This window comes from Delftia sp. 11MD (genome assembly GCF_050907895.1).
Lineage (GTDB): Bacteria > Pseudomonadota > Gammaproteobacteria > Burkholderiales > Burkholderiaceae_C > Comamonas > Comamonas tsuruhatensis.
In genome coordinates this window covers 2,604,938-2,617,395 of record NZ_CP194333.1, presented here as the reverse complement: position 1 = coordinate 2,617,395, position 12,458 = coordinate 2,604,938, and the positions used below count along the sequence as shown (strand labels likewise).

The 12,458-nt window shown below is 69.4% G+C and carries 10 protein-coding genes; 9 read left to right on the top strand and 1 reads right to left on the bottom strand.

The window, feature by feature from the left end:
• Positions 1 to 310 precede the first annotated feature (310 nt).
• The 5 genes from ACRSCF_RS11810 (at position 311) to ACRSCF_RS11790 (ending at position 4,290) form a co-directional block, all read left to right on the top strand.
• On the top strand, positions 311 to 1,372 hold the full coding sequence (locus ACRSCF_RS11810) for a DNA topoisomerase IB (RefSeq protein WP_244388067.1): 1,062 nt from the start codon (positions 311 to 313) through the stop codon (positions 1,370 to 1,372).
• 162 nt (positions 1,373 to 1,534) lie between these two features.
• Entirely contained in the window at positions 1,535 to 3,130 is a 1,596-nt protein-coding gene (locus ACRSCF_RS11805) for a sigma-54-dependent transcriptional regulator (RefSeq protein ID WP_017404825.1), read from the top strand.
• A 95-nt stretch (positions 3,131 to 3,225) separates the two neighbouring features.
• The gene (locus ACRSCF_RS11800) at positions 3,226 to 3,753 is read left to right on the top strand and encodes a hypothetical protein (protein ID WP_016451494.1); all 528 of its coding nucleotides are present in this window, start codon (positions 3,226 to 3,228) and stop codon (positions 3,751 to 3,753) included.
• 70 nt (positions 3,754 to 3,823) lie between these two features.
• Positions 3,824 to 4,102 carry a GlsB/YeaQ/YmgE family stress response membrane protein gene (locus ACRSCF_RS11795; RefSeq protein ID WP_016446350.1) on the top strand — a complete coding sequence of 93 codons (279 nt, stop codon included), beginning with the start codon at positions 3,824 to 3,826 and terminating at the stop codon, positions 4,100 to 4,102.
• A gap of 44 nt (positions 4,103 to 4,146) precedes the next feature.
• Positions 4,147 to 4,290: a hypothetical protein gene (locus ACRSCF_RS11790; RefSeq protein WP_432675819.1), complete on the top strand. Its 144-nt coding sequence runs from the start codon at positions 4,147 to 4,149 to the stop codon at positions 4,288 to 4,290.
• A 92-nt stretch (positions 4,291 to 4,382) separates the two neighbouring features.
• On the opposite strand, the gene ACRSCF_RS11785 is transcribed toward ACRSCF_RS11790, so the two are convergent.
• Positions 4,383 to 5,975, bottom strand: coding sequence for a hypothetical protein (locus tag ACRSCF_RS11785; protein WP_244388066.1), 1,593 nt, complete (start codon positions 5,973 to 5,975; stop codon positions 4,383 to 4,385).
• A gap of 233 nt (positions 5,976 to 6,208) precedes the next feature.
• Between ACRSCF_RS11785 and rpoN the strand changes: the two genes are divergently transcribed.
• The 4 genes from rpoN to ACRSCF_RS11765 all read left to right on the top strand — a co-directional run bounded on the left by rpoN (position 6,209) and on the right by ACRSCF_RS11765 (position 12,444).
• Positions 6,209 to 7,543 (top strand): RNA polymerase factor sigma-54, encoded by a 1,335-nt coding sequence (gene rpoN, locus ACRSCF_RS11780; protein WP_126312568.1) that lies wholly within the window; start codon positions 6,209 to 6,211, stop codon positions 7,541 to 7,543.
• 184 nt (positions 7,544 to 7,727) lie between these two features.
• On the top strand, positions 7,728 to 8,036 hold the full coding sequence (locus ACRSCF_RS11775; protein WP_047216897.1) for a hypothetical protein: 309 nt from the start codon (positions 7,728 to 7,730) through the stop codon (positions 8,034 to 8,036).
• Positions 8,037 to 8,085: 49 nt separating this feature from the next.
• Positions 8,086 to 8,280 (top strand): hypothetical protein, encoded by a 195-nt coding sequence (locus ACRSCF_RS11770; protein WP_016446355.1) that lies wholly within the window; start codon positions 8,086 to 8,088, stop codon positions 8,278 to 8,280.
• A gap of 333 nt (positions 8,281 to 8,613) precedes the next feature.
• Complete coding sequence (locus ACRSCF_RS11765) at positions 8,614 to 12,444, top strand: ATP-binding protein (RefSeq protein ID WP_432675816.1); 3,831 nt, start codon at positions 8,614 to 8,616, stop codon at positions 12,442 to 12,444.
• The last annotated feature ends 14 nt before the right edge of the window (positions 12,445 to 12,458 follow it).

Sequence of the window (12,458 nt, the reverse complement as noted above, 5' to 3'; positions counted from 1 at the left end):
CCAAATGTCAACGCTTCGGCCCCGTGCAAGGGTCCGGGCATGGCGATTGCTGCAGCGGCTGCATGGCCGCTGCGGCCCGCCACCATCACAGGAGAAACCGTTCCATGATCGCTGCACCACCCACACCGCCTGCCACACCTCCCGTCGCTCCGCCGGTCAATCCGCCGCCGACCGAGCCGCTGGTGCCACCCGTGGGTGATCCTCCGCCGGCTCCGGCGCCTTCACCCTATTCCGATCCCCCCATCGCACCTCCGCCTCCGCCGCCGCAGGGGTTGCACTGACTGCAGACCTCATCCATGTCAACGACCGCATGCCCGGCTGGCGCCGCGTGCGGCGTGGCAAAGGCTTTTCCTATGTGGACCAGGACGGCAGGCCCGTGCGCGACGCCCAGGCGCTGGAGCGCATCCGCAAATTGGCCATTCCACCGGCCTATGTGGATGTATGGATCTGCCCTGACGCCCGGGGCCACCTGCAGGCCACGGGCCGCGATGCCCGCGGGCGCAAGCAATACCGCTATCACCCGCAGTGGCAGGAGCAGCGCAAGCAGGTCAAGTTCGACCGCATGCGCGAGTTCGGCCGGCATCTGCCCGCCATTCGGCGTGCCGTGGCGCGGGACCTCAGGCCGGGGCGGCCGCAGCTCGAAACCGTGGTGGCCACCATCGTCTGGCTGCTGGACTGCACGGCGCTGCGCGTTGGTAATGACGAGTATTCAGAAGCCAATGGATCCTTCGGCCTGACCACGCTCAGGAACCGCCACGCCCAGGTGCGCGCCGGCGAGCTGACGCTGAGCTTCAAGGGCAAGAGCGGCGTCGCCCAGCAGGCCCGCGTGTCCGACCGGGCCGTGGCCCGCGTCGTCAAGCGCTGCCAGGACCTGCCGGGGCAGCGGCTTTTCCAGTTCGTGGACGACGAGGGGAATGTTCACCATGTGCGCTCCGAGCACGTGAACGACTACATCCGCAGGATCTGCAGCAAGGCCGGGGCAGACGAGGCAGACGGACCGGACTTCAGTGCCAAGGACTTCCGTACCTGGCATGCCAGCGTGTACGCGCTGGAGCTGGCCATGGCCGCCGCAGCGTCACCGGCGGGCAGCCGCCATCCAGGCGCGCTCACCTTCACGGACCTCATCGCCGAGGTGGCGCGGCGCCTGGGCAATACCTGTACGGTTTGCCGCAAGTTCTACATCCATCCCCAGGTACTGGCCCTGTGCGAGCAGCCCGGACAATGCCCGCCCGCCGCGACCGCTGCACCCGCACGGCGCACGCGCGGGCTGAGCGCCAAGGAATGCCTGTTCCTGGGCCTGCTGGAGCCCCAGCCCCGGCCCCGCAGGACCCCGCCCCGCCGTGGCCAGGGCGCCAGCCGCCGGCCCGCCTGATCCGCTTGATCCTCTCTTTGCGGCGACGGCGGCGGGGACCGGACCACCCGGCAAGCACTGTGCCTGTGGACTGACACAGATGCATACATCCCAGCCCCTAAACTGCCGGATCATGAATTTTTGTCAAAACAGGCTGCGGCCAGCAGCTCTGGAGGCCATGGAATGAACCACGTGCTGATCGTCGATGACGACGCGGACTCGGCAGCCACCATGCGCGAACTGGTGGGCGTGGACCGCTTTTCGGTCGCCGTGGCCCACACCCTGCGCGATGCGCGCCGCCAGATGGCCATGCAGCCGCCCAGCCTGGTTCTGCTGGACCTGCAGCTGCCCGATGGCAACGGTATGGACCTGTTCGGCGACCGGCAAGTGCCGCAGGACTCGCAGATCGTGCTGGTGACCGGACATGCCAGCCTGGACTCCTCCATCGAAGCCCTGCGCCGAGGCGCCATGGACTATCTGGTCAAGCCCGTGGGCATAGGCCGGCTCGAGGACATTCTTTCGCGCTTTCTCATCCCCACGCCGGGCCTGTCGGGCGCGGACAGCCGCAACGGCGCAGGCCCGGCCTCCGATCAGATCACGGCACAAGACCATTGCGCACCCGCTGGCAGCTACTGCGCGCAGGAAGGACGCTTTGGCCGACTCCTGGGCCAATCGCCTCCCATGCAGCGCCTGTACCAGCAGATGGAGCGCGTGGCGGGCACCTCGGTCACGGTGTTCCTCACGGGGGAGAGCGGCACCGGCAAGGAGGTCGTGGCGCAGACCCTGCACGACTTGAGCCAACGGCGCAGCCGCCCGTTTCTTGCCGTGAACTGCGGCGCCATTTCGCCGCATCTCATCGAAAGCGAGATCTTCGGCCACGAAAAGGGCAGCTTCACGGGCGCCGACCGCCAGCACCAGGGCTTTTTCGAGCGCGCGGCCACGGGCACGCTGTTCCTGGACGAGATCACGGAAATGCCCATGGAGCTGCAGGTCAAGCTGCTGCGCGTGCTGGAGACCGGCCGCTTCATGCGCGTGGGCTCCACCCAGACGCTGCAGACCGATGTGCGCGTGATCGCCGCCACCAACCGCTGCCCCTTCGAGGCCGTGGCCAGCGGCAGGCTGCGCGAGGACCTGCTGTACCGGCTGAACGTCTTTCCCATCGAGCTGCCGCCGCTGCGCGAGCGCCTGTCCGACGTCCCGCTGCTGGCCCAGCACTTGCTGCAGGCCATCTCTCAGCGAGAGGGGCAGACCAAGCAGTTCACGGCGTCGGCCCTGAGGCAGTTGGCGCAGCACAGCTGGCCCGGCAATGTGCGCGAGCTGCGCAATGCCGTGCAGCGTGCCTACGTCATGGAGCCCGGCCCGCAGGTAGGCACCGAATGGCTGCCCCGCCCACCGGTGGCCATTGCCCAGCCCGCCCCCATGCCGGTGTCATTGCACGCATCCGTGCACACATCCGTGCCTGCACAGCTGGCCGCCAACGCCCCGCAATTGCCGCCCACTGCGCAGGCCGCGCCTGTCGCCGTGCATCCGTTCGCCGACCACGGCGCGGCAGGCGACGCCTACGACCTGCCCGATATGGAGCCGGCCACCATACAGCTGCCCATCGGCATGACCATGGCGCAGGCCGAGCGGCTGCTGATCCAGGCCACGCTCAAGCAGTGCAAGTACCAGAAGGAACGCACGGCCGCCGTGCTCGGCATCAGCCTCAAGACGCTGTACAACCGGCTCAAGGACTATGCGGGCGGCAAAAAGGACAGGACGGACCCCGAACCCGGCTGACACGTGCGCAGACGCGCACAGCACCTGCTGCCGTTGCCTTGCGGGCACGCTGCTTGCCACCCTGCAAGCACCTTTGAGCAACCAAGGACAAGCCCATGGACTCCTCTCCTGCCCGCGCCTACGGTGTCTTCAAGCCCGTGGGCCACATGGTGGTCTCTTTTCCCACGGCTGCGCAGGCCGATGACGGCATGGCGGCGCTGCAGGCGCTGAACCTGCCCGAGCAGGACGTACGGCGCTACACCGACCGGGAAATGCTGGCCCAGATCGACCAAGACCTGCGACAGGCCAGCCCCGTGGCCGCCGTGGGCCAGGAACTCAATCTGGTCAAGGCCCACCAGGCCCTGGCCGAGCGCGGCTACCACTGGCTGGTGGTACGGGTGGACAGCGACGAGGCCGCACGCAACGCCGCCGATGCCCTCAAGGCCGCCGGCGCCGAGCGCGCCCAGCTCTACGGCCGCTTCATCATCGAGGAATTGATAGAACACGCCGCCGATCTGCCCCAGGTCAGCGAGTCGCCCGACCGGGGCCTGGACGCCCAGACACCTTCAGGCCGCGAAGCCGAGCGTGCACAAATCCGCCCCGCGCCGGCCCAGGGCAACGGCACCCCGCAACCGGAGCGCTGAGTCGCTTGCGACGGGCAGGCACGCCGATTGCCATTGATATTCAACTGCAACTTTTGTCAAAGGCGATGCCATGGATTTCCTCATCTGGCTGATGGTGGGCGGGCTGATCGGCTGGATCACCAGCATGGTCACGAACACCCAGGCCCAGCAAGGCATTTTGCTCAACGTGGCAATAGGCGCCATCGGCGCCTTGCTGGGCGGCTGGCTGCTGGCGCCGCTGCTGGCGCCCTCGGCCATGGATGCGCAGGCGCAGGTGCCGGCCACATCCATGTCCATCTTCATTTCCATGGCCAGCGCCGTTGCGCTGCTGGCCATCTTCAACCTGTGCAAACCGCGCATGCGCCACTGAGGCGGCCCGGCCACGGGCCATTGACTTGCAGGAAAGGAGCCTCCATGAGCAAAGATCCCTTCCAGACCAGAAGTACCGCTGGCAGCGCCGACCTCTCCCGCCAGGGCAGCGCCGTGTGCAAGAACCCGCTGCACTCCATTGCCACGGCGCTGGCGGCGGGGCTGCTGATCGCGCGCCTCGCACGCTGACCGGGCTCGGCCCTCCTCTCTTTTTCGACTTTCCTGCTTGCTGACTGCGCGCCCCGGCGCGCAGTCCTGTTTCCAGGGCCGCGAATGCCAGCTCAGTCCAGGCTTTGCGCAAGACAATCCTGCGCCGCCATGGGCACGCGCGGCAGCACCAGAGAGACGGCCAGGCCGCCGCTGTCTCCATCGCCGTCGCCTCCCCCGCTGCCGCCCTCGGCCCACGCCACGCCACCGCCAGCCAGGCATAGCCGGCGCGCCAGGGCCAGGCCGCAGGAGGCATCTGCATCGGCGTCGCTCAACCGCACGCCGGGGCGGGATTCCTGCGGCCGCTGCGGCGCCTCGGCGCTGGCTGCGGCCACTACGCCCGCTACGCCCGCTTCGCCCGGACCCACCCCCTCCGGCCTCGGCTCGGTGTCCTGCCAGTGGGCCACGGCCTCGATGCGGATCTCCACCTGCTCGCCCTTGGCGGCCGATGCCGCAAGATGTCCGCCCACGGGATGTGCCGCCATGCGCACGCGTGCGCCATCGGGCAAGGCCTCGCGCACGGACAGGAAAATGCTGATCAGCGCCAGCTCCAGCTCGTCAGGGTCCACATACACGCCCAGGCGCGCGGCCGGCTGGCCCGGCGGGCTGGCCTCGGCGGGCTCAGCCACCTCCAGCGCCACGCGCTTTCCCAGCACCACGGCCAGCGTGCCCCGCACCCCCGGCAACCAGCGGTACAGATCCACCACCAGCGCATGCGTGCTGTGGCGCGGCCCGAAGCGCAGCAGCTGCTGCGTCAACCGGCTGGCCGTGTCCACCGAACGCAGCATGGCCTGTGCAGGCAGGCGCAGGTTCGGGTCCTCCGAACGACGCTCAATCAGATAGGCGCTGTTGCTCAGAACGCCGAGCTGGTTGTTGAACTCATGGGAGAAGCGGCCTGCCAGCCGGCCGACCACCTGCAGGCGCTCGTTCTGGATATGGGCCTCGCCGGCTTCGTTGTCCCGCTCCCCCGGTGCGCCGCCGGCCTGGCTGCGCCGGGCCGGCCTCATCGGGTCCGCCCTGCCACGCAGGGCCAGCCCCGCCAGGCCCAGGCCGGCCAGCGCAAACAACACGATCGCCGCCCAGATCACGCCCCTCAGGAGCGGGGAACACGCCGGATCCAGCGCGGAACAGGGAACCCAGCTCACCCAGGTCCAGCCCTGGGCCGTCCTGCTGAAGAAAACGCGCAGGGTGCCGCCCTGCGCATCGGGCACATCCAGCCAGCCGTGCGCCAGGCTGGAAGCCAGGCGCTCGCTGAAATCAGCGGGCAAGGCAGGCTGACCCGTTGCCGCAGCCGTGCCGGCCGGCACCGCACGGCCCGCGCTGTCCACCAGAAAGCCGGACCATCCCGCCTCCAGCAGCGGTTGGACGGCAGCCAGCGCCTGCTCGGCATTGGCAGCGCGTGGCTCCTGCCTGTCCAGCAGACGGGCCGCGGCCATGCTGGCGATGCGAACGGCCTGCTCCTGCGCCGCGTGCCCGGATTGATAGGCGCGCAACAGCAGCCAGGACGAGGCGGCCAGCACAAGCACCAGCAAGGCCAGAAGCAACAGGACCCGTCTCAGGCGCATGGACATGGATGGCCCGCGTGCGGCGCCGCGCGCCCCGCCTTGCGGGACTGCATTGAGGGTTCCCGGCGGCGGGACCGTGTGAAAACTGGTGGATTGGTACATGGCAAAGTTTGCAGAAAACCTTGCGCCCGAGCGGAAATTTTTACCGCAGGCGCCTTGAGCGGCCCTGCTGTTGCAAAGCCGATACCCGCAGCGACGGCCGAACCCCGGGCCCCTGTGCCTTCTGCGCAGCAAGTACGCAGCAGGTTTCGTGCCCAAAGTGTATCCAGACGATTCGCCACGCTGATCGGGGCATGAACGTTGCGTCCTTGTGGCCATCGCAACAAGGAGACGAGATGGGTTCCATGCACCTCAAGGCGGACATACGCCAGTCCCAGACGCTTTCCCCGCGCTTGCAGCACGCGGTGCGCATGCTGCAGATGTCCTCGCTGGACTTTGCCGCGATGGTGCGCAGCAAGATGGAGGACAACCCATTCCTGGAAGATGCCGAGCCCGCAGATGACCGCGACCTGTGGGTGGCCGACATGCACCTGGGCGCGCGCCAGGCCGTTGACGCGGAAGGCTCCGCCATGGACACGGCTGCCTGCGAAACCACGCTGGCCATGCACCTGCACGGCCAGCTCAACGTGACGGCCATGACGCCGCGCGACCTGTGCATGGCGCGCGCCATCGTGGAATCGCTGGACGACGACGGCTATCTGCGCACGGACCTGCAGGAGCTGGCCGGCCTGCTGGCGCTCAGCCCGGCGCCCGATGCGCAGGAAATGCTCATCGCCCTGCGACTGGTGCAATCGCTGGATCCGGCGGGCGTGGCCGCGCGCAGCGTGGGCGAATGCCTGTTGCTGCAATGCCCGCAGATGGCCGACGCCACGCTGCGCCAGCTGTCGCAGACCCTGCTGCAGCACCACATGGACGCGCTGGCCGCGCGCGACGTGCCGCGGCTGGCCAAGGCGCTGCAGGTGCCGGCGGCCCAGGTCGTGCAGGCCATGGATGCCATACGGCGCCTCAACCCCAGGCCTGGCTGGAGCTTCGGCTCCACGCGCGTGGACTACATCGTTCCCGACGTGATCGTGCGCAGGGGACCGAGCGGCTGGAATGTGCAACTGAACCCCGCCGTCGTGCCGCGCGTGCGACTGAACAGCGTCTACGAGCAGCTGTTCCAGCGCCACCGCTGCACGGGCCAGGCCCAGTTGGCCGACCATCTGCAGGACGCGCGCTGGACCGTGCGCAATGTGGAGCAGCGCTTTTCCACCATCCTGGACGTGGCCCGGGCCATCGTGCGAAAGCAGGAGCTGTTCCTGGAGTTCGGCGCCATGGCCATGAAGCCGCTGGTGCTGCGCGAAATTGCCGAGGAAGTGGGTGTGCACGAATCCACCGTCTCGCGCGTGACCAACAACAAGTACATGGCCACGCCCACGGGCGTGTTCGAGCTCAAGCACTTCTTCTCGCGCCCCATGCTCAGTGCCAGCGGCAGCGCCTGCTCGGCCACGGCCATCCGCGAGCTGATCGGCGACATCATCGCGGCCGAATCCGATGCCCGGCCCCTGTCCGACGTCGATATCGCACGCCAGCTGGGCGCCCAGGGCCTGGTCGTGGCCCGCCGCACCGTCACCAAGTACCGCCAGCTGCTGCGCATAGCGCCAGCCGACCGGCGCAGGCGCCACGGCTGACACGGCACCTGCCGTCGCGGCCGCGGCCTTGCTATGGCCCTTGGCGCCGCTGCCCGTGGCGGTGTGTCCTGCCAAGCCCCACTGCCGTGCAGCGGCTTGTCGCTCCCCCAGGTCCTGCCTTGTCCGACAGTTGCAGGCCGCCGTCCGGCCTAAGGTGAAGGCTCATGGATTGAAGGAGACCGCCATGGACACCCCTCCCCGCAGAGTGCACGCCCCCCTCGAACGCCAGCGCAGCGAGAACAACCACATCCGCGATGGCCGCTGGCCGCTGCGCATCGCCGCCCTCACGGCCGCCGTCGCACTGATCCTGGTGCTGATGTTCAACTTCATGGCACCCAGGGGGCGGCTGGATGCGCCCAGCGCCACCGGAACGCCAGCGACAGAACCCACCTCCTCTGCCTCGCCGGCCGCACCTGCCGCACCTGCCGCGCCGTCCATGACGCCGCCGCAGGCCGATCCGGCCACCGCACCCGCCACCACCGCGCCACGCTGAGCCCGCCTGCGCACTTGTATCAACCCTTCCCCTCAGGACAGCAGCAGCCATGAACCACCCCCTGCCCCACGCACCCAATATTCCCCAGGTGCCGACCACGCCCAACGACCCCGTGGCACCCGACGATCCCAACCGCCAGCCCGGCCGCCCGCGCGGACCCGAGCCGATAGATCCGCCCACCACGGCGCCCCCCATAGAATTGCCGCCCGCGCCCGAGCAGGAACAGACCCGCAAGGGAGAGTGACATGCCCCGAGGAGACAAATCCACCGATACCCATGAGCGAAAACGCCAGGCCCGGCACATAGTGCACAGCCACGAATCGCGCGGCGCAGGCCATGAAGAGGCCGAAAGGCGCCTGTGGGCCACCGTGGACAAGGACAGCGGCGGCGGCAGGCAATCGGGCTGCGGCCGGGGCCGGCAAGCAGCGCATTGCGCTGCCCGCAAGAGCGCCCGCAGGCGAGGCGCCGCACCTGCAGCGCAATCCGCCTCGCGATAGCTGCGCCGCCCCCGCGGCCCCGGCGCCTGGATCAACGACACAGGCCGGCCCGCGAAGTCGGCAATCCCGTGGGAGAACCCGTGAATTCAGAAGACAGTTTTGGATTCCTGCCGCAGCGCGGCGAAATGGCGGCGCGCGTGCGCGCCCACGACTGGGAGGGCACGCCCCTGGGCTCGCCGCAGAGCTGGCCGCAAAGCCTGCGCAACGCCGCCAGCCTGATGCTGGGCTCGCGCTTTCCCATCATCATCTGGTGGGGCGATGACTTCCGGCTGATCTACAACGACGCCTACATTCCCTTCCTGGGCACCAGCAAGCACCCCAAGGCGCTGGGACAGGCCGGCGCGCAATGCTGGAGCGAGATCTGGGACGACATCGGCCCCATGCTGGAGGGCGTGCTGCGCACGGGCCAGGCCACCTGGTCCACCGATGCGCGCTACTTCTTCGACCGCGAGCTGCCGCAGGAAGAGGTCTTCGTCACCTTCACCTACGGCCCCATCCTGGCCGATGACGGCATCACCGTGCAGGGCGTGTTCTGTCCCTGCACCGACACCACCGAGAAAATCGTCAGCCGGCGGCGCCTGGAGACGCTGCACCGCCTGGGCATCCGCACGCTGGACATGCGCAGTGCCAAGGACGCGGGCGAAAAGGTCTGCGCCGTGCTGGATGAAAACCCCTACGACGTGCCCTTCGCCATCATCTACGAATGCCAGGCCGCCCCGGATGCAGGCAGCGCAGACACCGCTCCCCCGGCCTTCCAGCTGCTGTGCTCCACCGGCATGGACACCGACCTGGCGGCCGACCCCGCGCCCTGGCCGCTGGCCCAGGCCGTGCAATCGGGCCAGCCGGCCAACGTGGACCTGGCGCAGTTGGGCCTGACCCTGCCTGGCGGCCCCTGGCCCGAACCCTCGCGCCTGGCGCGCATCGTGCCCGTTCGCTGGTCGGGCGACGGCCAGGCCTCGGGCGTGCTGGTGCTGGGCGTCAGCCCGCGCCGCCCGCTGGATGCGGAGTACTGCGCCTTCCTCGATATGGTGGCAAGCCACACGGGCGGCGTTGTCGCGCACGCCGTGGCCTATGAGCAGGAAGCGCGGCGCGCCCGGGCCCTGGCCGAGGTGGACCGTGCCAAGACCGTGTTCTTCTCCAACGTCAGCCACGAGCTGCGCACGCCGCTGACGCTGATCCTGGGGCCGCTGGACGACGCCCTGCGCGAGCACGGCGGCCACCTGCCGCCCGATCAGGCGCAGATGGTCCACCGCAACGCGCTGCGCCTGCAAAAGCTGGTCAACGCCCTGCTGGACTTCGCGCGCATCGAGGCCGGGCGCATGCAGGCCAGCTACGAGCCCACGGATCTGGCCCGCGCCACGGCCGAGCTGGCCAGCGTGTTCCGCTCGGCCATGGAGCAGGCGGGCCTGCGGCTGCGCGTGGACTGCCCGCCACTGCAAGGGCCGGTCTACGTGGACCAGGACATGTACGAAAAGATCGTGCTCAACCTGCTGTCCAACGCCTTCAAGTTCACCTTGCAGGGCGAGATCGCCGTGGCGCTGCACGACGCGGGCCCTGCGGTGGAGCTGTCCGTCAGCGACACCGGCTCGGGGATCGCACCCCAGCACCTGCCCCATCTTTTCCAGCGCTTTCACCGCATTCCGGGCAAGCCCGCCCGCACGCACGAGGGCACGGGCATCGGCCTGGCCCTGGTGCAGGAACTGGTGCGGCTGCATGGCGGCACCATCACGGTCACCAGCACGGAGGGCGAGGGCAGCCGCTTCACCGTGCGGCTGCCCAAGGGCAGCGCGCACCTGCCGGCCGAACAGGTGAACCCCATCGCGGCACCGTCAACCCCGCCGCCGCCGGGGCACGGCGCGGGCGCCCCGGCCGCACGCCAGCTCGTGGACGAGACGCGGCAGTGGGTGCCGGGCGAATCGCCCACGCACGCCCCGCACGGCGTGCCGGCTGGGGCCGAACCGCAAGGCCCCCGGCCGCGCATCGTCTGCGCCGACGACAACGCCGACATGCGCGGCTACATCGGCCAGTTGCTGCGTCCGCTGTACGAGGTGGAGGTGGCCGGCGACGGCCGGGCCGCGCTGGACTGCATCCGGCGCCAGCGGCCCGATCTCGTGATTGCCGACGTGATGATGCCCGTGCTCGACGGCTTCGAGTTGCTGCATGCGCTGCGCAGCGACGAGGCCACGCGCTCCATCCCCGTCATCATGCTGTCCGCGCGTGCAGGCCAGGAGGCCCAGGTCGAAGGCCTGCGCGCAGGCGCGGACGACTACCTGGTCAAGCCCTTTTCGGCGCGCGAGCTGCTGGCGCGCGTCGCCTCGCTGCTGCAGCTCGAGCGCGTGCGCGAGCAGGCCCATGCCGCCCTGCGCGCCAACGAGAAAAGGCTGCGCGCCATCATCGACCAGATGCCGGCGGGCGTGGGCGTGTCCGACATGGGCGGCACCATGGTGCTCAGCAATGCGCTCATGGACCGATTCGTCCCGCGCGCCATCCCGTCCACCCTTGCCGACCGCGTGCAGCGCTGGCGCGGCTGGGACGACAAGGGCCGGCCCATACCGCCCGAGAACTGGCCCGGCAGGCGCGCGCTGCGCGGCGAGGTGGTCATGCCGGGGCTGGAGATGCTGCACACCGACGACGAGGGCCGCGAATGGTGGATGCGCGTCAGCGCCGCTCCGCTGCGCGATGACGGCGGGCAGCTCGTGGGCACCTGCTCCGTCATCCAGGACATCACCGAACTCAAGCGCGCCGAGCAGCACCTCAGGGAGGCCGACCGGCGCAAGGACGAGTTCCTGGCAACCCTGGCCCACGAGCTGCGCAATCCGCTGGCACCCATCAGCCACGGCCTGCAAATCCTCAAGCGCACCGTCCATGGCGACGACAGCGCGCGCCGCAGCCAGGAGATGCTGGAGCGCCAGGTCAACCACATGGTGCGCATGGTGGACGACCTGCTGGAGGTCTCGCGCATCACCACGGGCAAGGTCCAGCTGCGCAAGGAGGTGGTGGACCTGAACAACGTGCTGCAAGGCGTGGCGGCGGCCAGCCATGCGGTCATGGAATCCGGCGGCCACCAGCTTCGGCTGGAGCTGCCCGCCGAGACCCTGCTGCTGCCGGCCGACCCCGTGCGGCTGGCGCAAATGGTCACCAACCTTCTCAACAATGCCGCCAAGTACACCGATCCCGGCGGCCACGTCGTGCTGGCGGCCTGGGCAGAGGGTGCGCAGGCCGTGATCTCCGTGCGTGACGACGGCATAGGCATCCCCGCCGCGCTGCTGGACAGGATCTTCGACATGTTCATGCAGGTGGACCGCGGCGGCCGCCGGGGCCAGGGGGGCCTGGGCATCGGCCTGACCCTGGTGCGCAGCCTGGTGGAGATGCACGGCGGCAGCGTGCAGGCGCTCAGCGAAGGTCCGGGCCAGGGCAGCGAATTGCGGCTGCGCCTGCCCTTGCCGGCCCATGCACCTGCCGATGCATCCGCCCATGCACCCGCCGATGTGCCCTCCCTGCCCGGACCGGCCGCAGGCGCGCAGTCCGGGGACGCGCCAGCCTTCGGCCGCATCCTGGTGGTCGATGACAACGCGGACGCGGCCGACACCCTGTCCATGCTGCTAGGGCTGCTGGGAGCCGAGGTCGAGATCGCCCGCGACGGCCCCGGCGCGCTGGCCATGCACGACGCCTTCAGGCCCGACGTCGTGCTGCTGGACATCGGCCTGCCCGGCATGGACGGCCTGGAAGTTGCGCGCCGCATCCGCGCCCGTCAGGGCCGCGACCAGGTCCTGCTGATCGCCCTCACGGGCTGGGGGCAGGAGGATGACCTGAGACGATCGCGCGAGGCCGGCATGGACCACCACCTGGTCAAGCCCGTGAGCTTCGACACGCTGGAGCGGTTGCTCAGGAGCCTGCGCACGTCTGCATGAGCACCGCCTTTGCG

Coding starts and splice junctions, on each gene's coding strand:
- ACRSCF_RS11790 (WP_432675819.1), top strand. CDS start 4,147: ATGAGCAAAGATCCCTTCCAGACCAGAAGTACCGCTGGCAGCGCCGAC.
- ACRSCF_RS11795 (WP_016446350.1), top strand. CDS start 3,824: ATGGATTTCCTCATCTGGCTGATGGTGGGCGGGCTGATCGGCTGGATC.
- ACRSCF_RS11800 (WP_016451494.1), top strand. CDS start 3,226: ATGGACTCCTCTCCTGCCCGCGCCTACGGTGTCTTCAAGCCCGTGGGC.
- ACRSCF_RS11770 (WP_016446355.1), top strand. CDS start 8,086: ATGAACCACCCCCTGCCCCACGCACCCAATATTCCCCAGGTGCCGACC.
- ACRSCF_RS11785 (WP_244388066.1), bottom strand. CDS start 5,975: ATGTACCAATCCACCAGTTTTCACACGGTCCCGCCGCCGGGAACCCTC.
- ACRSCF_RS11810 (WP_244388067.1), top strand. CDS start 311: ATGCCCGGCTGGCGCCGCGTGCGGCGTGGCAAAGGCTTTTCCTATGTG.
- ACRSCF_RS11805 (WP_017404825.1), top strand. CDS start 1,535: ATGAACCACGTGCTGATCGTCGATGACGACGCGGACTCGGCAGCCACC.
- ACRSCF_RS11775 (WP_047216897.1), top strand. CDS start 7,728: ATGGACACCCCTCCCCGCAGAGTGCACGCCCCCCTCGAACGCCAGCGC.
- rpoN (WP_126312568.1), top strand. CDS start 6,209: ATGGGTTCCATGCACCTCAAGGCGGACATACGCCAGTCCCAGACGCTT.